The following is a 26,213-nucleotide window of genomic DNA, read 5'->3' as shown; positions in this document are numbered from 1 at the left end:
ATTATGGCAACGCTAACACTCAAATATTCGCCCCTGCTCACCTTATCGGTAATGCAATTGTTTTATAATAATGGCATTTGCGCGGCATACACTACTACGCCGAAGCTGGATTTCACCATACTGCCCACTGACGAATGCCTTACTTTTTTAAAGGCAAAAAACATGGTGTTTAAAAACACGGATACCACCGGCGGTTTTACCATTATGGCCCGCACCCAGGGTACAAATGTTCCCGGTAATTCGCTTTTAAAAAACAGGGTTACCAATACCGATAAACTCAGCTTTTTCATACTGCTGAATAACCCCGACGCTATAAATTTTGACTTACTGCCAACACAGCTTACAGCCGACAATATTTATTATTTCAGCAATCAGGTAGTTGATAACGCCGCCTTACGCACCAACCTGCATCTATCAAAAAATAAATTGGGTGTTGATGGGAATACCGACCAGGTAAAAAAATCTGATGCCTATTACAGCTACAGCTTTGCAGGCGTTGTAACGCCGGCCCAGGCGGTAGTTAAACATCTTTTAACCGGCTTAACAATTAACGCGGCATCGGTTATTGTGCAGGGCACCAACTCAATGTTGAAATTTGATCTTTCGGCATTTCCATCAGGGCGTTGTCAGTTATTGATCAGCAACGCGGTTACCGATACCTTTTACTTTTTGGGTACCATGGCCAACCAGGCGGTGTTCGGCGTTATCGAGCTCTCCCTTGCGGCTACACTGCCTGCGAATTACAGGGTGGTTGAACCGGATCAATCATTACTGCCGGCCAGGCCAAACTATACCGTTTTGTTTAAAAACCGGCCAACCTTGTGGCGCTACAACATACAGCTGCAAACTACCAGTCCTATTTACCTGGAGATGGCCAAGTTAACGCCCGCGCAAAAAACAGATTATATCAACCAGCTTAGTATTACTTGCAACGATGCCACTATCAAATTCAAACTGGCTTCCAATACCGACTTAAATTTTGTGTTTGTATCGCTGGCTAACATCCCGCTACAGGAAAAATATACCCTATCCACCAGTACTACCGGGGCGCCACTCATTTTTACGCTGTACAAACACTTTACAACCAATAAAACCGAAGTTAAATCGAGCCTGGCTTATCCATCAACAGGCATTATTAACGCCAGCAGCCCTCCTGCTATTTACTCAGACATATTTATATCACTTTAAAAAACAATAAAAAATGGCAAATTACAGATCTCCAGGTGTATATGTAGAAGAAATATCCACCTTACCACCTTCAATTGCAGAAGTAGAATCTGCTGTACCCGCTTTTATAGGCTATACGCAGATAGCTACCAACCTGGCAACAGACGATCTGGCCGGGGTGCCCACGCCCATCAATAGCATGGCCGATTATATTCAATATTTTGGAGGGCCCGATATTGAAAGCGCCGCAAACCTTACCATAGCGGTAGATGAGCAACAATCGGGCGGAAAAACAACCGGCTACACTGCCAAACTAACGTTTACCAACGCCAGCCTGAGTAAACATATTTTGTACCATGCGGTAAAACTTTACTTTGCAAACGGCGGTACACGCTGCTACATTGTATCGGTTGGCAAGTACACCGGCAGTATTTTGGAGGCCGATCTGGAAGCCGGACTTACAACGCTTGGCACAACAGAAGGGCCTACTATTTTACTATGCCCCGAAGCCGCATACTCGCCAACACCAAATACTTTTAACGAGGCCATGCTTTTGCAGGCATCAACCCTGGGCGATAGGTTTGCCATTATTGATACCGCTACCACAACTGTGCCTAAAAGCACCAGCTCGGTAGCCTCAGATACCGGTGCTACCATTGGCCCATTACCTGCCGGGCAACCAGAAAGCTCATACGGAGCAGTTTATTACCCCTTCCTGCAAACATCATATAATTACCAGTTTGATTTTGACGCCCATACCATAACCACCTATACCGTTAACGGCGCAGTGCCTAACCCAGCAAGCCCCAACGCCGGTGCAACGCTTGGTTCGCTTAAAACCACAGCTTCGTTATTATACAATGCCATACTTACACAATACCAGGGTTATTTTATTACCCTGCCTCCTTCGGCGGCTATTGCGGGTGTTTATTGTAATGTTGATGCCACCAGGGGTGTTTGGAAAGCACCTGCAAACGTTTCCTTAAATGCGGTAAACAAAGCAGTGGTATCGGTAACGCGCGGCGAACAGGACTTGCTGAATGTGAACGACCAGAGCGGCAAATCGGTAAACGCTATTTTAAACTCACCCAATTTTGGCACACTGGTTATGGGTGCACGCACACTTGATGGTAACGACAATGAATGGAGATATATTAACGTTCGCCGCTTTTTTATCACCGTTGAACAATCTATCAAAAACTCAACCGCCTCATTTGTATTTGAACCTAATACCGCGGCAACCTGGGTTAAGGTACAGGCAATGATTTCAAACTACCTGTTTTTGAAATGGCGCGATGGTGCGCTTGCCGGCGCTAAGCCAGATCAGGCCTATTTTGTAAATGTAGGCCTGGGCAGCACCATGACATCGTTTGATATCCTGGAAGGAAAAATGATCATCGAAATTGGAATGGCCGTAGCACGTCCTGCTGAGTTTGTGGTGCTTCGTTTTGAACAAATGCTGCAAACCTCCTAATCGCGAATAACAAGTATTTAACAGTATTATAAAATAGATCAAAAACAATATAAAATGGCAAATTATCCAATTCCAGTCTTCCATTTCAGTGTTTCATTGGGCGGCGGGGCACCTATAGGTTTTTCAGAAGTAAGCGGACTTACGCAAGAGGTACAGGCAATTGATTATCGTGACGGCCTAATGTCATACACTACCTTACCGCTTAAAAGACCGGGGCTTAAAAAAGCAAGCAATATCACTTTGAAAAAAGGATACATAGAAAAAGACAACAATTTTTACGACTGGCTTAACAACAGCGGCAATCCCGGCGTCGACCGCAGGGACCTTACAATTACCTTACTGAATGACGAAAACAATCCCGTTTTTGTTTGGAGCATAACACAGGCATGGCCGGTTAAAATTGAAGGTCCGGGTTTAAAAGCTACCGGTAACGAAATAGCGATTGAATCAATTGAACTGGTGCACGAAGGTATGAAAGTAGCCGCGATGTAAAATGGCAACCTATTATCCACCGGGTGGCTTTTACTTTAAAGTTGAATTTGTTGGTGTAACCGGCGCCGATAGCGATACCGAACAACGTTTCCAGGAAGTGAGCGGCTTAACCGTTGAAATTGAAGTAGACGAGCTGCGCGAAGGAGGCGAGAACAGGTTTGTTTACAAACTGCCCAAAAGAGCCAAGTATCCAAACCTGGTTTTAAAAAGAGGATTGTTAAAAGGTACGGCCTTGCTCGATTGGTTTAATTCGGCTATAAACACTTTTTTTACAGTGGTAATTTATGACTTTAAACCATCTGATATGCTGATAACACTGATGGATGAAGCAGGCCAGCCCCACGCCGTATGGAATGTGGTGCAAGCCTACCCGTTAAAATGGTCTACATCTGATTTCAGGGCCGCGGATAACTCGGTGGCTGTTGAAACCATTGAGCTTGCCTACCAATATTTTGAACGAAAAATGTAAAACGCTATGCCTGTACAGATAAACGAAGTAATTATCCGGACGATAGTTGATACAGCGCCGGTGAGCCAGGGGAGCCAGCCGGCGCCGGCGGCAACAAACAATAGTTTGGAATATGAAGCTATTGAAAAAATACTCGAAATAATTAAAGAAAAAAACGAACGCTGATGGATACGCAAAGCGCGGCAATGTTGCCCTTCAACCTCAAGATAATATCAACTGATGAAAATGGGATTCCCAGTTTAGGGGTGCCGTTCCTGGCCATGTTTAATCCAGAAAATATAGCTATTAACGAAACCATTGACTGGAACGAAAAGAAGCCCGTAGGCCAGGCCGGTACCGATCCTACTTTTATCGGCATACAGCCCCGTACATTTACCATCGATCTTACGCTTGACGGAACCGGGGTAAATACCAATGGCGTAAAAATTCCGGTTACGGCGCAGGTGTTGCTGTTTAGGGCAGCTACAACTACCATCAATGGCTTAATTCATAAGCCTAATTACCTGTTGATACAGTATGGTTTGTTTATCTGCAATTGCTCTTTAAAATCATCAACGGTTACCTACACCATGTTTGATATGTTCGGCCTACCGATACGGGCCAAGATAAGCGCCACCTTTACCGAGCGTACGCCGCAGGCTTTGGGCGGCATATTAAGCATGCTATCCTCGCCCGATCTTACGCATACCGTGCCGGTAAAACAATGGGATCTGTTGCCTTTATTAACCAACCGGATATATAAAGATCAAAGCTATTATTTGCAGGTGGCTAAGGTTAACAAGCTTAAAAACTTCAGGAAGCTTACGGCAGGCAGCTCGCTCATTTTCCCGCCGATTTCAAACAAATAGAAACAAAAAATTTAATCAGTTAAGTTATGTTAGATAGTTTACCACCGGGCGCCGCGCAGGCAACAGATTTGGTTACCCAACAGGTTCTCATTAACGGAACCGCGTTAAGTACCAGTGTTTTGCTTTCGCGGATTTTGGTAAATAAAACTTTCAATAAGATATCATCCGCTAAAATTGTGTTTTTAGATGGATCGGCTTCTGATGCCGACTTCCCGCTTAGCGATGACGATACCTACAAGCCGGGCAGCACCATAGAAGTTCAGTTAGGCTATCATGGTCAAACCGACACCGTTTTTAAGGGCATCATTGTAAAACATGCCATTAAGGCAAAGCAAAACGGGGCATCGCTGCTTACCATCGAAGCTAAGGACCAGGCCATAACATTAACTGCAAACCGCAACAGCGCGTACTACATTAACCAAAAGGACAGTGATGTAATTACAACCCTGGCCGGCAGCCTGGCTACCGATATTGATGATACCGGCGTAACCCAACCTCAACTGGTGCAGTTTGACGCCACCAACTGGGATTTTATCCTCACCCGGGCCGAAGCCAATGGCATGCTGGTACTTACCGACGATGGCAAACTGGTTGTTAAAAAGCCAACTACAAGTGGCTCACCGTTGTTAACCGCTACTTACGGGCAAAGCATTTTTGAGTTTGAAGCCGAGATGGACGCACGTCGCCAGTTTTCTTCAGTATCGGGTATTTCATGGGATTATACACAGCAACAGCTTGAACAATCGAGTCCCGGTAGCACATCATTCAGTGATAACGGCAATATCCAGGTTTCGGACCTTGCTACCGTGCTTAATGCGCAGGTGCAGTTAAACCACCCCGGGCATTTAACCCAGCCGCAGCTGCAAAACTGGGCCGACGCTTATGAGATGCGCAATCACCTTTCAAAAAATGTTGGTCGTGTGCGCATCCAGGGAAACGCCAAGGTAAAACCAGGCACTATGATAACCCTTGCCGGCGTTGGCGATCGTTTTAACGGCAATGTGTTTGTAAGCGGCGTGATGCACATTTTTGATGGATTTTGGTCTACCGATGTGCAGTTTGGCTGGAGCGAGGAATGGTTTTACAAAAAAGAGGATGTGATGAACAAGCCTACCTCGGGCTTATTGCCCGGCGTTAATGGCTTGCTTATCGGAACCGTGCTTGATGTTAACGATACCGATCAAAGTCAGTACCGTGTAAAGGTACAGGTACCTACCATCACATCGGGCAACGATGGCATTTGGGCCAGGGTTGCCACGCTTGACGCGGGCGCCAATCGCGGAACTTATTTCCGCCCACAAGCTACCGACGAAGTGATCCTCGGTTTTTTAAACGATGATCCGCGTGAGCCTGTTATTTTAGGATACCTGCACAGCAGCAGTTCAAAAAAATCGCCCTTACCGGTAGATAACGGTGCCGAGCAATATGGCTTTGTAAGCAAGCAGGGTATAAAACTCATCTTCGACGATACCAACAGCCGGCTCACGCTATCTGTAACCACGCCAACAGGAGAGAAATCTATCATTCTTAATGATTCTTCGGGCGCTTTTGCCATGACTGATGAAAATCAAAACAGCATTAAAATGGACCCAAGCGGCATTACCATACAGGCAGGCACCGGCAATGTGATTATAAAGGGTACCACTGTAATGATTAATTAAAGTTTAATAATAAACAATACCAATATGCCACCAGCTGCCCGTGTATCTGACAATCATGTTTGCCCAATGGTAAATCCCGGCGGTGTGCCCCACGTAGGCGGGCCAATACTGCCACCCGGCGCTCCCACCGTGTTAATTGGCGGCATGCCGGCCGCGACAGCTGGTAACATGTGTACATGCAGCGGGCCGCCAGATAGCATTTTAATGGGATCGTCTACAGTACTCATAGGCGGTCAGCCGGCGGCGCGCCTGGGCGATTCAACAGCGCATGGCGGCACTATAGTTTTAGGTTGCCCCACCGTGTTAATTGGGGGTTAATGTTTAAAAAAATTAAAAAATGGCTACTACAAACCAAACTTTTTTAGGAACAGGCTGGAGCTTTCCGCCAACGTTTCGCAGGGAAACGGCAACTGTTGATATGCTGGCTAACGAGGCCGATGTACAAAGCAGCATCCAGATCATCATATCAACCTTAAACGGCGAGCGTGTAATGCTGCCCAATTTTGGCTGCAATTTACAACCCTACGTTTTTGATGTTATGGTTGCCCCTACCATTGCCATGGTACAAAAAATAGTGAATGATGCCTTGGTTTACAATGAACCAAGGATCATTGTGGAAAGTGTTACAGCCGTACCCGATCAGAACAATGGCGTATTGAACATTGATGTACAATACACCATCATCACAACCAATACCCGGTACAACTATGTGTATCCTTTTTATATTAACGAAGCCACCAATATTTCTACATAAAAAAGCTGTCCCTGCCAATAAAATAGATTTTTTACATCAACGGCTCTTAAAGCCTGCACATCAAAATACATTTAAAAATGGAAAACTGTAATTGCCACAACGAAATAATGCTAAAGGGTTCGGGCCAGTTGGAGCGTTATCTTAAAGCCCTCGACCCATCTTATGTGTCGATTGATGGCAGAAGCTTTGAGGATTTACTATCATTTGCCGCATCCTATGCAAATCAGATCAGGTTTTATGATATGCCCGGCGATGAGGTAAATGATACTACCCCGCCTGCAAAAGTTAGCTGGGTTGAGTTTTTTAAAAGAGACATGGCCGTAATTGCGGCATCCATAGCATCAGTTAAGCTGGATAAAATTAAAAGTGATTATGAAAACATCAGCGAGCAAATATTGCTTAACCCATCGGTTGAGTTATACACCGATTTGCTTAACCAGATAGTAGCCATCGCCACGCAAATTGACCAATGGTACACTGCCGCGATTCCGCAAAACCCTTTACACACCGATATTGACCTGGCAATTAAATCGTCATTGAGCGATCAGCTTAAAAAATTAATCGCTTATGAAGAAGGCTTTATAGTAGTTGATTCAAAAACTGTTTTAAATATTGATTTTTCAAAACTGCAAAACAAGGACGAATGGGGTTTAAACGCTACCGTTAACCCCGAGTTTGATACCTACCTGGGCACAACACCAGAAGACCGCATCTTAAACGCTGTACCTTATGTTGACGATATTTTCCAGGCATTTTTCAGCGTTATCAGCAACATTGTTGATGATGCACCCGGCTACCTAACTTTTGCCATAACGCAATATCCATCGCATCAGCCTTATATGGCACTGTATATCGCGTTTCTTCAGTTATTTGGGCTTGCGCAGGAACAAATGAACGGGCTTACAGGGCGTATGCTTGATTTTTACTACCGCGATGTATTACGCCTGGCCGAAAAACCGGCCGTCCCCGACAAGGTATTTGTAATATTTCAACTGGCCCAAAACATTGCTGAGTATGATTTGCCGCAGGGCACCTCTTTATCGGCAGGAAAAGACGCGGCCGGTACCGAACAGGTTTACCGTACCGAAGCCGATTTTGTTATTAACCAGGCAAGTGTAAAGGAACTTAAAAATATATTCATTCAAAAAACACCGGTTAGCGCCGATGAAGCCCAAAAAACAGTTGCCGCGATGTATGCTAATCCGGTAGCAAATTCAATGGATGGCGAAGGGGCTAAATTCACCGGTCCAAATCCTAAATGGGCCACCTTCGGCTCGGGGGGCGTAATACGCACCGCGCCAAATAATATCTGCGAGTTTATAAGCCAAAGACAAGCCGAACTAACCCCACCCAATAATACCCAAATAGGCTTTGCCATCGCATCGCCCCAATTGGTGTTACAGGGAGGTAGCAGGCTCGTCAAATTCAGCATGCCATTTAATTTCAATCAATTCCCGGTTAATGCAAACATGCTAAAAAGCCTTGATTTGCAGGTAGCCCTAACCGGCGAAAAAAGCTGGCTAAGCATTGACCGGCAAATGGACAAAGAGGAGGTTGAGGCTATTAAGCAAGTGATGGGCAACGGTTTGTTCCCGGCGCCCGATTCAACTAAAAATTTTCTTTCAGAAAGCGGCTTTTTTCTTGCTCAGGAAAATGATGAAAACGGCAAGCCAGGAATTGGAGCACTCTACATTTTTATGCCAATAGCAGAACAAGGTATTGTGGCCTTTAACACCAAAACCCACACAGGCAGCTACCAAACCGAGTACCCGGTTGTGCAGGTTTTAATAGGATCGGGCCTTGGCTTTCCAACAAGCTTTTTCCACGACTTAACGGTTGATAAGTTATCGATAGCTGTACAGGTGGGCTCCATCAACGGTCTAAATAACAAAGGTCAGGATATTAACAACGATGGCCTGAAAAAGATTAACATACAAACCGATAGCGGGCTGGTAACCCCGGGCAAACCGTTTGATCCGTTTACCAAAGTGCCTTACCAGGGCATGTCATTTTATGTTGAAAGCGACGAGGTATTTAATAAACCCCTGGGGCAACTCACGGTAAATATAACCAAGTCTATTCCCGAGGTACCGGATTCTAATTACTATTTCCCATATACTGTCAGCGTGCTTGCCCGAAACAACTGGAAACAGTTGGTTGACCATTATGGCCAAACATTCACCACTAACAGCCTTACGTTTAATATATTAAACGTAGCCAACAAAGAAGATGCCGGGCAAGCCGTTGAGCTTAATCAAATTAAGGAGTCGGCAGTAGCCTACTATCATTATCCAATAAGCCTTGATCGTTTGCCCATTGAACACTACACTGGTTATGATATAAGCGCGTATAAAAACTTTATCAGGATTGATAACCAGGCTACTTTTGATGATGATATCCAGTCGTTAGTACAAGATGCACCCAAATTTCAGATACAGGGTATCTCATTGAGTTACCAATCGGTATTAACCGCGCTCGATCCTAAGGTCGACCAGTTTTTTCATATTTATCCGTTTGGCACTGTTGAAACTTATATTACCCCGGCAAGCACCGAAACCGTAAACAAACAATTGTTATTGCAGCAAAAGCCGTTAATGGTTGATGCAAAAAACATTCTTTTGCCCCAGTTTACCTTTTTAAACCCAACCGCGGTTTATAATGACATCGCTTCAGGAAAAGTATCAGACATACGTACCGAGCTATTCATCAGATCGGCCCAATACACTGGCGACGAAACACTGGACAGATTAATATATGATGCCAGCGGCTTAAACAAAAGAATTAAAGGCGGTAATAACCAGTATTCCAACACCGTGCAGGAAGAAGGCCTGCTATACATCGGCCTTGAAAAATTGCAGCCGTTGCAAACACTATCATTACTTTTTGAATTTGCACCGGGAAGTGCTGTCGATGAGGATGATGATCCGCCGGTAATCAATTGGTCGTACCTGATTTATAATGAATGGAGGCCGCTGGAAGCAGAGGACCTTTTATCAGACAGTACCTACGGCTTCCAAACCACCGGCATTGTTAAGCTGAATGTTCCGGCCGATGCTAATGATAACCATACCATAGTTAAAGATGGCTTATATTGGTTTTGTGCGAGTGTCACCAACCAATCCAATCGTATTCCGCAATTGATTGATGTAATTGCCCAGGCAGCCGAAGTTGTTTTTTATGACCAGGGCAACAGTCCCGCACATTATGATAACGCGTTACCTGCCGGGAGTATCAGCAAATTATCTGTAGCCGTTGCGCAGGTGAAAAGTGTAACGCAACCTTATGCATCATTTGATGGTAAACACAAGGAGCAGGGAAAAGAATACTATACCCGCGTAAGCGAAAGGCTAAGACACAAAAAACGCGCGGTAACGCCATGGGATTATGAGCGCCTGGTGCTTGAGCAATTTCCGCAGGTATTTAAGGTAAAATGTATCCCCAATGTTGACCCCGCATGTTTATGCCCCGATCCTCCGGCTTTAATGACCGAACGCAATGTTGATCATTTGGTAAAAACCAAATGCTGCGGTCCGGTTAAATCATCGGCCAATGTTTTACTGGTGCCGGTTCCTAATCTTAAAAACGATAACGCCGCAAATCCGCTACAACCTAAAACAAGCAGGTTAACCCTTATTGAGATAGTAAAGTTTTTAACCCCATTAACCTCCCCCTTTGTAACCGTGCATGCCAAAAACCCGGTTTACGAGCAAGTGATTGTATTTTTTAGGGTGAAGTTTTTAAGCGGAATAGATAAAGGTTACTATCTGCAAAAACTGAACGAGGAAATTGTTCAATACCTTACCCCCTGGGCATTTAATGATGGCATTGAGGCCGATTTTGGCAAAAAAATATACGCTTCGGCTATAATCAATTTTATACAGCAACGCAGCTACGTTGATTTTATCACCGACTTTTTAATGGGCGTTTGCCGCGACGAATGTTGCGTGCCCGATACAGCTGATACAACCGCGGTTACCGCAGAAAACTTTGTAACCGACTTAAACCAGGTATCCAGTTGCAACGATATTGAAGCATTTTTGAAAAACCAAGGTTATTTTGTGGGCGATGTAATTGCAGAGCCTTCAACCCAGATGTCGTTGTTAGTATCGGCACCAAAACATATTATACTGCTTTATGAAGAGCCGAAGCAATTAACCGTTTGCGAAAAACTGCTGATAAAAGCACCGTTGCCAATCCACTTTCCTCCGCCGGTTGTTGTTGAAACCACTACAAGCCCCGCGCCTGCCCCGGCATCCGCGCCCGGCGCGGTAGCAATACCAGCTCCCACTGGAGAAGGAAAACCGTTTGCAGCTACCGTGGATGATACGCCTAATACCGATGAGGTAAAAGAAGTTGCTCCTGAGGAAGCGCCAGTTGCCGAACATAAGCACAATACGATAGAAGAAACCATCGAAAACTCGGCTAAATTATTGGGCGCGCAAACCAAAAACATTGCCGAAAAGGGCATCGCGGCAGTTAAAAAAGCAGAAGATTTTATTAAAAACGTAGTTAAAGGCAAATCTTCGGGTTCGGCGCAAGTTGACCCGGAACCAGAGAACAAGGCCTTGCCTCCGGCAGATGATCAATCTTCAAACGATAAAAAATCATAACCATAACCAATCGATCTGTAAGTATCTATAAAATCTATTCCTATGCTAACTCCAGTTTCATTAATAAAGGCAAATCCGCTTCTGCCAGCCGAAGATTACCAGGCATTGCGTTCACAGGGAATTAAACTGATTGAACAATTGGGCAGCGACATCTGGACAAACTATAATAATTCAGATCCGGGTATCACCATTTTGGAGGCCGTATGCTATGCCATCACCGATCTTTCGTACCGCACCGATTTTGATATTAAAGACCTGTTGGCGCCAGAGCAACTAACCAACAATACCTGGAAAGAGATTTTTTACACCGCCAAGCATATTTTGCACAATGCCGCTCTTACTATTAATGATTACCGTAAGCTGATCATTGATATTGAAGGCGTACGCAATGCATGGCTTACCATTAGCAAGGATTACGAGGTCCCCATCTGGATTGACTATAACACCTTTGAAAAAAGGGTGAATTATGATTGCGATTGTGAAGATAAGGAAGAAGAGGTTTGCTACGGCAAATTAGGCCTTAACCAGGTAACCGTCCCGGCCGCGCAAGCTGCACGCGCTGAGAAACTTACACAACTGGAAGATGCCCTGACTAAGCTACAGGCAGACTTAGATGCCAAAACCGCGGCGCTGAACGCGCTGCCCCCTCCGCCGGATACCGACTATATAGCCCAGGAAAAATTAACCACCGAAATAGCTCGTTTAACCGACGAAAAAAACATTTTACTGGAAGAGATAACCGACGCCAGAAATACATCGTTTGTACCTCCCGAAATTGTGGAACTGGAAGGCTTGTACAACGTAATGGTAGAATACGAGGAGGATGTTATTGACGCAGGCAAACGCGAAGAAGTACGGCAATTGGTTATTGACAAATTAGCCGCAAACCGCAACCTGTGCGAAGATTTCTTAAGCATCGAAGCCGTAGAATACGAAGATTTTGGGATAGGCGCCTCTATAGTTTTAGAAGAATATGCCGACCCCGACCAGGTTTTGGCGCAGCTGTTTTTTACCATCTATAAATATTTCACGCCATCGGTACCGTTTTATACCATACCTCAAATGCTGGATAAAAATTACGAGGTGGATGAAATATTTGAAGGCCCGGCTTTGCAACACGGATTTATTGACACTGCAGATCTTGAGAAAACCGATCTGTTTCGCAATATCATGTTATCAGAATTGATATCCGATATTTCCAACATCCCTGGCATTAAGGGCATTACTTACCTGCACCTGCCGTTTACCGGTGCTACCGATACTAAAACATCGGGCAATCAATATTTTGACGCCTGGGTTGATTATCTGCAAAGCGCCCGTAAAATTGCAAGGATTCAACCGGCTAAATCACAGGTATTATTTTGTAAGGAACGCCAGTTTATTACCTATAACACCGGTAGTAACAATGACCGCAAGCCCGATAAAATGCTCCGGCTTTTTACCAACATGAAAGCCGCCGAACGTAAGTATAAGCTAATAGGTGCCGAGCTTGATTTTGCTGTACCAAACGGCGAATATATGGACCTGGAAGATTATTACCCCGTTACCTACTCGTTGCCGATGACGTATGGCGTTAGTGAACGGGGCGGCTTGCCGGCCAATGCCGATGAGGGGCGTACCGTACAGGCGCTGCAACTTGGCGGCTACCTGCTTTTTTTTGAACAGGTATTGAAAGATTACCTGGTACAATTAAACCATCTGCGCGAGCTGTTTAGGTTTGATGACGAGCCTCGACATACCTATTTTACCACCGCGCTTACCGAAATAGAGAATTTAAATCAGCTGTTGATTGATAAAAACAACCACGGACCAAAAAACTTCGACCTGATAGTAAAGGATTTTGAAAAAGTGGTTAAAGGGCTTACCGAAAATCATGATTTATTCAGGGAACGCCGCAATGATTTTCTTGATCATATGCTGGCCCGTTTTAGTGAAGACCTCACCGATTATGAGACCCTGATGAAATGGATGGACCCCAAAAACGCCGATGCCAAACTAATTGGCGATAAAACCCGCATCCTGAAAAAAGGCGAGTACGAACGCATCAGCACCGACAGGGCCCAGGCATATAACTACGCCTTGCCAAAAACCTGGGATTCTGGCAACGTATCTGGTGCCGAACGCCGCATAGGGAGGCTTTTAGGCTTTGATAATGTAAACCGCCGGTCGCTTGTACCAACCTTCCTGATGAGCGAACCGTTGATGGTACAGGACGATACCAGCACCCCACCTAAACAAAAACTAACCAAAACAGGTGTGCCCCTAAATGTTATTAAAATAGTTGATCCGCAGGAAAACAACACGGTAATTTTTACCAGTGTTGAAGTAATGCAGGGCTGTTGCACCGAACTGTTGATGGAAGATATCCTGGAGCATGCCGATGATCGCACCTATTTTAAATTCAGCGATGAAGTAAAATCACGTAGCCGCAAAGCTGCGGGCCTTGTGGGTAAGTTTTGGTTTGAGCTATATGACAGCACCGACCCCGCAACGGCGGTATTGTTAGGCACCAGCGAAACGTTTGCTAAAAAGAGCGACCGCGATGAAGCCTTCAACAAGCTGGAAAAGTTAATGAGGCATATTAACGCCAATGAAGGGATGCACATGGTTGAACATATTTTGCTGCGCCCCAAACTGGATGAAGTAGTTGACGAAACAGGAAGCGATGAGCCGGTTAGCTTTTTGGATATTTGCCTCAATAGCTGCGATTTAAACGCTACCGACGATGAACAAATTACCCAGCCGCCTTACATCAAAAAAATAACCCGCATACCAGCCGCGAAATGTTACGACAATATGCCCTGGGTACTACAGTATGTAAGGCCCGCTATTGAAGACAATGTTACGCAGCCAGGCGATAACCTACCTGCAAAATCTATCCTCTACCAAAAAGTTTACCTGGATGGTACCAACCCAATGTTACTGAAATTCAGACGATATGAGGATTTGATTCAGCGCATCAATGATCTGCGTGAATTTGGCTCAGAACGGGTAAACTACCAGATAGTTGCCGATAATGAAAACCCGGCCAAATATGGCTTTATCATAACCGGTGCAAAGGGCGAGGTCTTGGCGCAAAGCCTTTACCTGTTTAACAAAAGCACCGATACGCCCGATACCTTTGACATTGAAAAAGAGATAGCCGTATTGATGGATTATTTTGGTTACCGCCTTTACCTGTATTGCAATAGCTATGCCTGCGATGCCTCAACCGATCCGTATTCATTCCATACTACCGTTGTTTTGCCTTGCTGGCCAAAACGCCTTCGTAATCCATCGTTCAGAAACCTGGTTGAAAAAACTATCATATCTGAGTCGCCCGCCCATGTTATTACACGAGTAATGTGGGTAGGCATTGAAGAAATGCAACGTTTTGAAAAAGCCTACAGCGACTGGCTGGTTGAAATGGCACAAACAGAAGTACCAGATTATGATGTGGTAAATCCGTTGGTAGATGTTATTAACTCGTTGGTGCCATGCGGCGTTTGTACCGACGACTGCGCGCATGAAAGCGTGGTTTCTAACCCACCTAATTTAACTGTTGGTAAATGACACATGTGGTAAACCGGCTGCAATTTGATGTACTATGTTCTGATGAAGAGCTATCGTTAAACCTGCGTCAAAATTTTGCGCAGACGGTTCAACAAGAGATCGCGCAGATTATTGACGATGTGTGTTCTGAAGCCGTAGGCATAGATGAATCAATAAAAATTGACAGGATAGAAGTGGAGATGGGTTCATTTAGCCCGCATACTTTCGGCACCGATTTCAAAATTGTATTTCGTCAGAAACTCCAGACCGAGTTAGCCAAACAACTGGCAGCAATCCCGCCACAAAACAGGATGATATCGCGATTGGTATCAGATACCGAAATGCTTTTGTATTTCCTATCCAACGGCGCGTTGCCCTGGTTTGCCGATGAAGACGCTATCGATATAAACGACGCATTCCAAAACGTGGCTGCTAACCATGCCGAGGTATTGAAAAGCTTTTTTATCCAGGTAAAATCAAACCAAAATATATGGAAAAGGCTGGCATGGCAATTCAATGAAACCTCAAAAGAAATTGTTATCAGCTTATCAGACGAGCTCAAGAAGGCACAGGAAGTTTTTTTATCCTGGGTAACGCAAATTGTAAACAAATTAACAGCACCGGGGAGTGCCGTTGCCGATTTCCCGGACGTCGAAACCCTCAAGGAGTTTAGCAACGTAAATAACATCACCATCACAAACGCGCCCGCTATATTTGCCTACAGCGCAAGTGTTAATACTTTACAGCAGGTATTTCATCAGCATATTGAATACGTTTTTAAAACAAACCCAACCTTTGCGCAGGAGGTTACTGGCCAACTGACCAATATTACCGGCATAAGCCAGGCCGAAACCCCGATTAGCGCGAATGCTGAACAGGGTGCCCAAAACGATCCTTCTACGCAATCATCCCCAGACTTACGGACAACGGCAGATGATATTCTAAAATATGCGGTTAAGTACGCCGGCATTGTTTTGCTTGCCCCTTTTTTAAAACCTTTTTTTACGCAGCTGAATTTGTTGAACGGCAAGGAATGGAGCAATATGGCAGCTACATTCAGGGCAGTACACCTGTTAAAGTTTTTGGCAACCGGGCAAAAGAATGCGCCGGAGTATTCGCTGGTATTTGAAAAAATACTGTGCGGCTTACCTGCAGATACACCCCTCCCCCTGGATATAGTTTTAAATGACGAAGAGATAACCGAATCAGAATCGCTTTTAAAAGCGGTGATAACCCACTGGAGTGTACTCAAAAACACCAGCATTGATGGCCTGCGCGAAAGTTTCATAAAACGCGATGGGCTACTCACCCGACGAGAAAATGGCTGGCTTTTACAAGTGGAAAGAAAAACCCTTGATGTACTGATTGACAGCATCCCCTGGGGCTTTTCGACCATTACTTTAATATGGACACCGGATTTAATTTTTGTTGAATGGTAATATAAAGATATGGGCAAGACAAAAAAAAATATTGATCAAACACCGGCCGAAGCTGAACAGCCCAGGCCCGAAGTAAGCCTGCTTAACCGCAACGCTGATACCCTTACGCGCGAAATTACCTGGTTTGCAAACCGGGTTAACAAAAAGCTACAAGACTTTTTTCCGCGCGAGAGATCGGGTGAGGCTAACCAGGGAGCACAAGACATCACTACGGGCATGGGCTACATTTTAACCGATGCCCCGGTGCCGGATATTACCAATGATCACTCCGTTTATGCCGATTTTGTAAACTATTACAAATTAAATACCGATGAAAGACTGCTGTTGATACTGGCGCTTATTCCGTATGTACAGCCCAACTTTTTGGACCCCTTTTTTTCGGTAAATAAAGCGCTGGGGCGTGGCTATACAGAATTTGGCGGTGTAAAAGGCAACCGCCACAGCGGCTTTATCCCCACTATAGAAACAGCCATGTTTTTATTGGCGGGTAATGACCTGACTTACCGCTTCAAACTAAGTCGTTTATTTGAACCCGATCACGTTTTGCTGGCTCACAATATACTGCAACTGGACCAGGGCGGCAGCACCGAACCTTTTTACAGCAGCACCATAACCGTTACCGATGAGTATGTTGATTTTTTTACCTCGGGCAATTTGCGCAAACCCCAGTTTAGTCCCGATTTTCCGGCAAAAAGGTTAACAACGGGAATGGAGTGGACCGACCTTGTGGTTGATGAGTACACCATGCAGCAATTGGATGAAATACGCATCTGGCTGCAATACGGGCCAATTTTACAAACGGAATGGGAAATGAACAAAAAGCTGAAACCCGGCTACAAAGCATTGTTCCATGGGTCGCCCGGCACAGGCAAAACACTCACAGCTATGCTTTTAGGCAAACTATTTAACTTGGATGTATACCGCATTGACCTATCTATGGTGGTATCCAAATACATTGGCGAAACCGAGAAAAACATGGAGAAGGTTTTCAAAAAAGCCGAGAATAAAAATTGGATCTTGTTTTTTGACGAGGCCGATTCGCTGTTTAGCAAACGTACCTCCATATCAGACTCAAACGATAAATACGCCAACCAGGAGGTAGCCTACCTTTTACAACGACTGGAGGATTATCCCGGCCTGGTAATATTGGCCAGCAATATGCGCAACAACGTTGATGAAGCTTTTACCCGCCGTTTAAATTCAATTATTCACTTTCAAAAGCCGCAAAGCCGGGAAAGGTTAACCATTTGGAAAAACGCCTTCAGCAAGGTATCTACTCCTCCCGATGACAGCCACCTGGAACAAATAGCAAGGCAACATGATCTGTCAGGCGGTGCCATTATGAATGTGGTTCACTACTCGTCATTAATGGCTTTAAACAGGGGAAATAAAATAATCACTGTCGACGATATTTTACAGGGAATAAAAAAAGAGTTCAAAAAAGAAGGAAAAACCATTTGATGCAACGCTGATATTATTTTTCAAGAGGGTAAATACCAAAAACGTGTAACAACAGCAAAAAACGATTGAACGATGAAACGGTACAGACACAGATCATCAGGGGCTAACAGGGCAATCACCTCATCTGGCGCGGCAAATATACAGCGCAAGCTTACCGTTGGCGAAACAAACGACCCCATGGAACAGCAGGCAGATGACATGGCCGATAAAGTGATGCGCATGCCCGAAAGGTCATTGATACAACGTGAAGTAGATGACACTGATGATGAAAATATCAACCGTAAGCCATTATCTGGTCAACTTCCCCCATTTATACAAGCAAAGGGCGATGGCGGCGGAGTTGCAAGCCCCGCTGTAACAAACGGCATTGCGGCCACCCGGGGCGGTGGCCAATCAATGAGCAATGGTACCAAAAGTTTTATGGAAAGCCGTTTTGGGAATGATTTCTCAGACGTAAGGATTCACACAGATGATTATGCGGCTCAAATGTCGAATGAATTAAACGCTCAGGCGTTTACAGTTGGCAACGATATTTACTTCAATTCGGGAAAATACGCGCCCGAAGTTTCGGGCGGTAAACGCTTGCTGGCTCATGAGCTAACGCATACCATACAACAGGGAAAATCAATAAAGCCAAAAATTCAAAAACAGGGCACCGACGATGATTTTAAAAATCCCATGAAACTAACCATGCCAAAGCTGCTGCCAAACCTGCCCGATTATGGTATTCACTTAGGCGATTACAAGCTTAACCTGCAACGGCCAGCACCCTTCAACTTTCAGCTCCCGCTATTTAAGTTTCTGCCACCGGTAAACCTTTTACTTACACCAAGCCAAATCCGCAGCATCATAGGCACTTACAGCCCCGATCTTTTTGCCACAATACCCGATATTTCAGAACCCGACAATGATGGATTACGACTGGGTGGCGATCAGTTTATGGATATGTTTACCGGTAATAATCAGATTACAGCTGTTGCCCGCGGTTTGGATTTTTATAACGTAAAGGGTTTAAATACCGTTTTTGATGCATTGGATATCTTGCATGAACCGGGTGTAACGTTTACAGCCGCAACGCCGGGGTCCGGCACGCTTAACTCTGTTCAATTTGGCATATCACTGCTAAATTTCCATTATGGAAAAAAGGTAGAGTTTGCGCCCGTGCAGCTGGGTGTTGATACAGGTGCCGGGGTTACATTAGGCTCGCAAGTGGAATTACATACGCTAGATCCCCATTATTCCTATTTTTTCAATTTTGGATACACTATACAACCCGGGCCTAAGGGAACTTACCAGTTTAACACTACCGGCATATCGTTTTCATTCTTTCCGCATTTCTTAAACCCATAGAAACGTTTTTAAAACAAAAGGCAATAACAAGATAACTTAAAACAATATGCACGAAACCGCTTCAATAGCTCATCAACCGCAAAGCAGCCCAGCTGCTTCGGCCGTTGAAGTTGCGCCCGCAAAGGAGCAACACTTTGAAAAAGAAGAATTGCTTATTGACAGATATCCTATCCAGCTAAAACTTTCTGTGGGCGCGCCAAATGATCCGTTTGAGCAAGAGGCCGATGATATGGCCGATAAAGTAATGCGGATGCCCGAAAGCCGGAACGTACAACGTAATCCTGCAAATGATGTTGATGACAACAAGGTAAGTCTTAAACCCTTGGCCGGCCAGGTAACGCCCTTTCTGCAACGATGTAGCCCGGCGTGCAACAATCACGATGATGAGCATGTGCAGCTTAAGCCAATTCCGCCAGTAGTACCGTTTGGTTACCATAAATCAATATCAACCTGTGTTGATAGTTATGACGATGAACATGTACAACTTAAACCGCTATCAACCCCAATTACACCATTTATACAACGTTGCAGCTCTTGCGATAATTATGACGACGAACATGTACGCCTTAAACCAATAGCACCGATTGCGCAGTTTGGCTATCACAAATCTACCGGTCCCGATGTAGTTGACGATGATGAAGATGAACGCGTACAGCTTAAACCGCTATCCAACCAAATCACACCTTTTATACAACGATGCGAATGTGGCGGTTACGACGATGAACATGTGCGCCTTAAAGAGCAACCTGTTCCGCAAGCCCAGCCTGCTGTTAACCAAAATAGTGACGGATCGGGTATTGTTGATGGTACGCTATCCAGCCGCATAACATCAAGCATGGGTACCGGCCAGCCAATGGACGCCGGCACAAGGGCTTTTATGGAAGCCCGTTTCGGCAACGATTTTGGAGATGTGGAGATCCATAACAACAACGAATCTGCCCGGATGAGCAAGGCCTTAAATGCTAAGGCTTTCACCATAAAAAACAGCATTTACTTTAACGATGGGCATTATCAGCCCCAAACAGATACTGGCAAACATTTGCTGGCTCACGAGCTAACACATGTTGTACAACAAAACGGTTCTGTACAGCTAAAGCAACAAACCAGCGAGGAAGAAAACAATACTTTAACACAAACAGTCGCCCCGGTTATTCAACGTGATACAAACGGAACGGCAGCGCCTGCCGCGCCGCAAGCCACCACTAATAACCCTACACCAACGCCGGTAGCCACTCCTGTCAATAATACTGTTGCCGCGCCAATATCTGGTACAACAACTACTACGTCTCCAACCGGCCCTGGCACGACAACAGTTAAGGCATCGCAGTTAAAAGCATCGGCGTCTTCGGCAAATGTTCCGGTAGCGCCAAACGCCAAAACAAACGGCACCGATAACCCGGGCAAAATGGAAGCGCCCCCAATAACCGCCACCGGCAACCCTGCCGATGTACTTGAAGCATTGCAAAAAACTCCTGTTACCGAAATTGCCGGGGCATTTAATGCGGCTAAGGACGCCGCAGCGCAAAGCGAGGAGATGCAAAAGGACGAATCGGTAAAACAAATACCAATAATTCCGGAGGCTAACGGCAGCCCCTACGGTGGTAAAAATGGAGGCAAAAAGAAATTTACGATAAGCAAAGAGTCGGCATCTGCAAAAAAAACCTATGAGGGTAAGGGCGGATGGAGCCCACCTGCCAAAACAGAGGTTGAGGTACCGCCGGTGCCTGCATTTGTACCGTCAAAACTACAAACCCAGCCTACCCCTGATTCGCCAGACCAGGTTGATCCTACCAGTGCCGGTAACGCGTTGGAAAGCGTATCATTTGATGATAGCGCAATACCAGATAAATTGATTAACGCCCCCGTTGTACCATTAACCGGAGAAGCGGATGCAAATAACATTAACGATGAAACCAAAGCCCAGGCAGATGAGGTAGCTGAAAAGAAAGCTGCCGCGGCCCTTGAAATAAATAATGACTTTGGCGAAAACAATGTAATACCAAAACCGTCGTCAAAAAACATAAAAACCAAACGCTCATTTAAGGTCAATACCGGCAAAGGCGGTGCCTTAAACGGTAGCAGCCCTGTACCGGGTGATCTGAAAGACAAGATCGACGCATCATCTGCAGATCACATCAACGCAAAAATTGGCGAGCAAACGCAAAAATACGCGCAGGAAGAAGTTTTATACCGCGATAAAATAAGCACCGGTAAAACAGAAACAGACAAACAAATCAATACCGAGACCGCTAAATCAAACCGATTGCAAAACAAAGCCCAGCTTGATGCACAAAATCACGTAGGCGCATCGCGGGTTGAATGGCAAAAACGGCTTGATGAAACGGAACTTAACTTCCAAACCAAGGCCGGCCAGGCGGCGCAAGACCATATTGATAAGGTAAATACCGAATCGAAAAAAGGAAATGACGAGGCCAAAAAACATTACGATGACGCCAATGAGGAAGTAGCTAAAAAGAAAGCCGATGCCAAAAAAGAAGCCGACGACAAAAAGAACGAGGCCCGTAATGAAAGTAAAGGATTTTTAGGTTGGCTTGCCGATAAAGCTTCCGCGCTGATAGATGGCTTGAAAAAAGCGGTCAACTTTATATTTGATAAGTTGCGCGCTGCCGTTAAATGGGCTTTTGAAAAAGCCAAAGAACTGGCCATGGCAGCCATTGAATTGGCAAGAAAGGCCATAGTGGGCTTTATAAAAGAATTTGGCGAACTACTGAAAACCTATGTAGACATTGTATTTGCCGCGTTCCCCGAAATACGCGACGAATTAAACGCGAAAATTGATGCCGCGGTTAATGAGGCCGTAACATTTGCCAATGAGGCATTTGACACCTTTAAAGAAGTAGTGGCTGCGATAATTGATACCTATGCCGCCATTGTTGATACCGCGCTGGCAATTGTACAAAAAGCCTGGGATATTACACTATCAGTTACCGAAGCGGTTATTGTAGCATCGTTGAAAATCATGGACTTCCTGCTGGATGTTGAAAAGCAGTATAAGCTTTTCAAAGTGATGATTGACGGCTTTATGGAAATATGGAATAACCCGCAAATATTAGAGGATAAAGCCAAAGAGTTTTTACAGCCCCACATCCAGGAGATACCGGGTAGCGCCCAGGGCGCGGTAGAGAATGCGCTTAGCTTAGCCGGTTTATCTGTTGCTAAACATCTTACAGGTATTATGAAATACCTTACCCCTACCGTAAACGCTTTAATGGCCGATTGGTGGGGACAGGCTAAAAACATGATCTGGTACCTGATTTGGCCATTTGCAACAGGCAGCCCGCTGTATGAAGAAGCACCAAAGCTGTGGCACCTGATACCGCAAATATGGACCGACTTTAAAGCCGGAGATTACAGCAAAGTTACCGACGAATGCTTGGAATGGATGCAGGCGCTCAACAATACAGTAGGCGCGTTTGCCGGATGGGCAGCCATTGGCGGCGCTGTTGTAGGCGCTATATTGGGTGGCATATTTGGCGTAGGCGCAGGTGCTATTCCGGGTGCCGGGGCTGGCTTTGAAGCTGGTGTGGCCCTTGGCGAAGGCATTATGGTTTCAATGGTAGCAACAGAAACCCTGGTTATTACCAAGGCCGTTTATGACCTGTCGGTAACCCAGGACGATGAAAAAGAATCGCCCGCGCCACCTCCTGAGGCTAAGAAGGTGGAGAAAGCATTTGATTCTGATACCAAAAATGAAGCACCAGCCCCCGGCGAAAGCGCTCAGAAACAAAATCCGCACATGTACACCGCCTCGCAGGTTAAAACCGGGCGAGACCGGATACTATTTGCCTACCAGCGCATTGCCAATAGCGGCTTAACGTTGGGTATCATGCTCGCGTTGTTCTTGCTGGGAGCCATAGGCGGCAAAATAGCCGAGGCATTAACAGCCGGCTTCAAGAAACTTGGTGGCCTTATATCTGAAGCCATGCCCGAACTTACCGAATCAATGAAAGGCCTGGTGAAAACCGTAAAAGAAAGTAAGCCTTTACAGGCTGTTGATAGCGCATTAAAAGGAATAAAAGAAAGTAAACAAGGTCAAAAATTCGAGAAAGCTAAAACCTCTTTTAATGAAGGCCGTGCCGGAATGAAGAAGAAGATTAATGCGGCAAAAGGCAAAATTGGATTAGGCAAACCAGAAAAACCTGTGGCCGAAAAACCAACCATTGAAAAAGGCACCGAAACATCTTTAGAAAATACAGAAACAAAAGTTGAACAAACAAAAGACCCGGTAACACAGCATACCGAAAATGAAACACCAAAAACAAGCGAGAAAGCGGTAGAAAACGAAAAACCGGTAGAAAAGGTAGGGAATACCGAAAATCCGGAAGCCGCGAAGCCTGCAAAAACGCCGGGGCAAGGGCAATCAGGTACACATTTACCTGATGCGGAGGGCGAATTCTATGAATTTGAGCCTGGCGATGTGATGATGCCTGGCGATGCGACATCAGAAGTGGATGCTGCCAGGATGTACAGAAGCTCCATAAACGAAACTCCAGGCCGGGAAGTGGGTATTTATCGCAATACCGAAACCGGAGATTTTATCGTGATTCAGGGAGATGACAGTAGCGTTCACGTTAAAGGACCAGCCGGCGAAAAACAGGGGCCTACACCTGGTCTTGCGCAAAAATGGAAGGAAATTCTTCAGGATCAATCCAAAGATAAGTTTGAACTGGTATCCCATTATCACCCTGTTGGCGACACTGGCTTTGTTTTGCCTCAAGACAGGCTACCAAGCGGCGCGGCAGGAGATTTTAGTATTATAAGGGATCAATCCGTAAAAGCCGGCAATAAACCGGTAACCTCAAAAATTGATTTCAAAACTCCACGCGGCAATGAATTTACGCTATTCTCTTATGAACCGGGTGTCGACAAACCTTACAAAATAGATTATCCAGACCCGGTTAGCATGAGGAGGGAAAAACTGGAGTTTAGCACTTTGCAGGAATATCACGATTGGATGAACAACACCCATGGCATTGATATGGGGCCCGCAGGTCCTGAATTGCCTGCGCCAACTGGCGGCCCTGCTCCTAAACCATCCAATTCAGCTAAAATCCCCGAAAATCCTTCGGGCGAGCGGAAGGTAACCCATGAAACCGTAACACCTGAAAATACAGGAACCGGAGCTACCGTAGTAGATGAACCAACAGAAGTAAAAACCGGTATAGAAAGCGATACCACCGAAGTGAACGGAAAGTCGCCCGAAGAAATGCCGGAAGTATTTCCAGACGAAACAGGAGAAATTTTGCCTGGCGAAACAGGAGAGGTTTTACCAGAGGAAGCGGGAGAAGTATCAACAGAGGCTGTACCAGACGAAGTTGTTAACGAGCCGGCAGAACTACCGGCCGACGAAACCACCGAAACACCAACCGCGGATACCCCCGAGGAGAAACAAGCACAGGAATTTGCAGAAAAAGCCCAGAACGATGAAGGTGTAGTAGCCAAAGATAAAACGGAAGACGGGCACGACTTAAAAATTGATAAAGACGGAAATGCCGCCAAATGCACAACCTGCGCCGCCCTGGAGGTCAAATACAAAAACGAGCTTAATGCTAACCCCGAATTAAAGGCTGAGCTAAAAAAGGTTAAAGCTAAACTGAAAAAAAATCCAAATAACAAAGCCGCCTTAAAAGAGCTTAAAGTACTTGAAACAAAGCTTAAAGAAATGGAAAGCTTTGCAAAAGTTCAGAAAAAGTTGCTTGGCAATACAAAAAAAATCAAAAAGTATTACAACGAATATAAAGCTAAAAAGAAGGCCGCAGGAAAAAAACCACGTAGCTTTAACAATTGGTTTGATGGCAGCTTTAACAATAAAACAAAACTAAGGAGAGGCGGTTTTAAAAACACCTTAAAAGGAAGATTGGGAGAATACCAGGCCGACTTACATTTAAAAAATGCCGGTTTCAAAAAGTTAAACAACGGCGGTAAGTTGATAGATTATAGAAACCCGCCCCAGGGAGTAGGTTTAGATGGCGTATGGAAGAAAAACGGCAAAATTTATGTAACAGAAACCAAGTATAGAAAAGCGCAGTTAAAGCCCGGCCAAATGTCAGACCCGTGGATAAAGGGTTACCTTAACACGCTTGATGCGGCGACAAGGAAAGAGATTATTGACGCTATGAAAACTAAAACGCTTGGAAAACTGCTCGTCAAGGTTGATGAACATGGAGTAGTAACATTAGAGCCAATTACAGATAGATGATGAAAAGAGAGCCATTGTTAAACCTGGCAAACCTGAAGAGCTGCCGCGCCGATTTTGAAAGCGAAATTACCGAGAATAAAGAGCAGCTTGCCAGCAGGCCACCGGAGATAAAAAGCTGGGATACTGTTTACGCCATTCTTTCTGATACGCAATTGAGGTATGCCATTTACAAATATTCGGAGGGAGGAAGTATTAAAGATCTGGCACAACTGGTAACGGAAGCAACCCAAAACTATATTGCCTACCAAAATTACCCTCCGGAATATATCACTTCGATGAAAGATTTATTTTTGGTTTACCAGGAATACCTCACTATTTTATCATTAAATATACTTGTTAAAAGCGATAGGGAATTGATGGAAAAACTGGCTGCCGTTTGCGATACCCTGGGAAGCGATAAGCTGACAGATATAATGCTATCATACGTGTTACCAGACAGAAAAATCGCCGGAAAATTGCTCTGGCCAAAATCATTCGAAAAACTGTATAGCGTGTTTGATGCGAAAAAAGAACAACAGCCAGAAATTATTGCTGCCTACCTATCAGGCTGGTACAAAAACATGAGCAAAGCGCCCTGGTACAATTCGCATAAAAATACAGAAAACCAATGCGCCTTTATTGGTTATTGGAGTTTTGAGTCGGCTGCTGTAGTCTGTTTATTAAATATCGACGACACATCATTTAGAGACAAACTTTTTTATCCAAAGGATTTTGCTGATTTTAACCGAAACTTGTAA

16 protein-coding genes are annotated in these 26,213 nt (G+C 45.0%); all 16 read left to right on the top strand.

Features of this window, described 5'->3' with window-relative positions; translation table 11 throughout:
- The first annotated feature begins 3 nt into the window (after positions 1-3).
- The 16 genes from QWZ17_RS10360 (at position 4) to QWZ17_RS10285 (ending at position 26,213) form a co-directional block, all read left to right on the top strand.
- The gene (locus QWZ17_RS10360; protein WP_290305126.1) at positions 4-1,188 is read left to right on the top strand and encodes a hypothetical protein; all 1,185 of its coding nucleotides are present in this window, start codon (positions 4-6) and stop codon (positions 1,186-1,188) included.
- Positions 1,189-1,201: 13 nt separating this feature from the next.
- Positions 1,202-2,641: a phage tail sheath family protein gene (locus tag QWZ17_RS10355; protein ID WP_290305125.1), complete on the top strand. Its 1,440-nt coding sequence runs from the start codon at positions 1,202-1,204 to the stop codon at positions 2,639-2,641.
- Between the two features lie 54 nt (positions 2,642-2,695).
- Entirely contained in the window at positions 2,696-3,133 is a 438-nt protein-coding gene (locus QWZ17_RS10350) for a phage tail protein (protein WP_290305124.1), read from the top strand.
- A 1-nt stretch (position 3,134) separates the two neighbouring features.
- Positions 3,135-3,602, top strand: coding sequence for a phage tail protein (locus QWZ17_RS10345; RefSeq protein WP_290305123.1), 468 nt, complete (start codon positions 3,135-3,137; stop codon positions 3,600-3,602).
- Positions 3,603-3,608: 6 nt separating this feature from the next.
- The gene (locus QWZ17_RS10340; protein WP_290305122.1) at positions 3,609-3,767 is read left to right on the top strand and encodes a DUF5908 family protein; all 159 of its coding nucleotides are present in this window, start codon (positions 3,609-3,611) and stop codon (positions 3,765-3,767) included.
- Positions 3,767-4,450 (top strand): CIS tube protein, encoded by a 684-nt coding sequence (locus tag QWZ17_RS10335; protein WP_290305121.1) that lies wholly within the window; start codon positions 3,767-3,769, stop codon positions 4,448-4,450. Before QWZ17_RS10340 ends, QWZ17_RS10335 begins: the two co-directional genes overlap by 1 nt.
- Before the next feature lie 26 nt (positions 4,451-4,476).
- The gene (gene vgrG, locus QWZ17_RS10330; protein ID WP_290305120.1) at positions 4,477-6,111 is read left to right on the top strand and encodes a type VI secretion system tip protein VgrG; all 1,635 of its coding nucleotides are present in this window, start codon (positions 4,477-4,479) and stop codon (positions 6,109-6,111) included.
- Between the two features lie 24 nt (positions 6,112-6,135).
- The gene (locus QWZ17_RS10325; protein ID WP_290305119.1) at positions 6,136-6,429 is read left to right on the top strand and encodes a PAAR domain-containing protein; all 294 of its coding nucleotides are present in this window, start codon (positions 6,136-6,138) and stop codon (positions 6,427-6,429) included.
- 19 nt (positions 6,430-6,448) lie between these two features.
- Positions 6,449-6,865: a GPW/gp25 family protein gene (locus QWZ17_RS10320; RefSeq protein ID WP_290305118.1), complete on the top strand. Its 417-nt coding sequence runs from the start codon at positions 6,449-6,451 to the stop codon at positions 6,863-6,865.
- A 77-nt stretch (positions 6,866-6,942) separates the two neighbouring features.
- The gene (locus tag QWZ17_RS10315) at positions 6,943-11,475 is read left to right on the top strand and encodes a baseplate J/gp47 family protein (RefSeq protein WP_290305117.1); all 4,533 of its coding nucleotides are present in this window, start codon (positions 6,943-6,945) and stop codon (positions 11,473-11,475) included.
- A gap of 42 nt (positions 11,476-11,517) precedes the next feature.
- On the top strand, positions 11,518-15,027 hold the full coding sequence (locus QWZ17_RS10310) for a baseplate wedge protein (RefSeq protein WP_290305116.1): 3,510 nt from the start codon (positions 11,518-11,520) through the stop codon (positions 15,025-15,027).
- Positions 15,024-16,445, top strand: a complete 1,422-nt coding sequence (locus tag QWZ17_RS10305; RefSeq protein WP_290305115.1) for a contractile injection system tape measure protein — start codon at positions 15,024-15,026, stop codon at positions 16,443-16,445. The genes QWZ17_RS10310 and QWZ17_RS10305 overlap by 4 nt, the downstream gene beginning before the upstream one ends.
- 9 nt (positions 16,446-16,454) lie before the next feature.
- Positions 16,455-17,906 (top strand): ATP-binding protein, encoded by a 1,452-nt coding sequence (locus tag QWZ17_RS10300; protein WP_290305114.1) that lies wholly within the window; start codon positions 16,455-16,457, stop codon positions 17,904-17,906.
- 72 nt (positions 17,907-17,978) lie between these two features.
- Positions 17,979-19,256, top strand: a complete 1,278-nt coding sequence (locus QWZ17_RS10295) for an eCIS core domain-containing protein (protein WP_290305113.1) — start codon at positions 17,979-17,981, stop codon at positions 19,254-19,256.
- A 46-nt stretch (positions 19,257-19,302) separates the two neighbouring features.
- Positions 19,303-25,476: an eCIS core domain-containing protein gene (locus tag QWZ17_RS10290; protein ID WP_290305112.1), complete on the top strand. Its 6,174-nt coding sequence runs from the start codon at positions 19,303-19,305 to the stop codon at positions 25,474-25,476.
- Complete coding sequence (locus QWZ17_RS10285) at positions 25,473-26,213, top strand: PoNe immunity protein domain-containing protein (RefSeq protein WP_290305111.1); 741 nt, start codon at positions 25,473-25,475, stop codon at positions 26,211-26,213. Before QWZ17_RS10290 ends, QWZ17_RS10285 begins: the two co-directional genes overlap by 4 nt.

Source organism: Mucilaginibacter flavus (assembly GCF_030409315.1).
Taxonomy (GTDB): Bacteria; Bacteroidota; Bacteroidia; order Sphingobacteriales; family Sphingobacteriaceae; genus Mucilaginibacter; species Mucilaginibacter flavus.
Note: the sequence above shows the minus strand (reverse complement) of the source record. Positions and strands in the feature narration are given on the sequence as shown.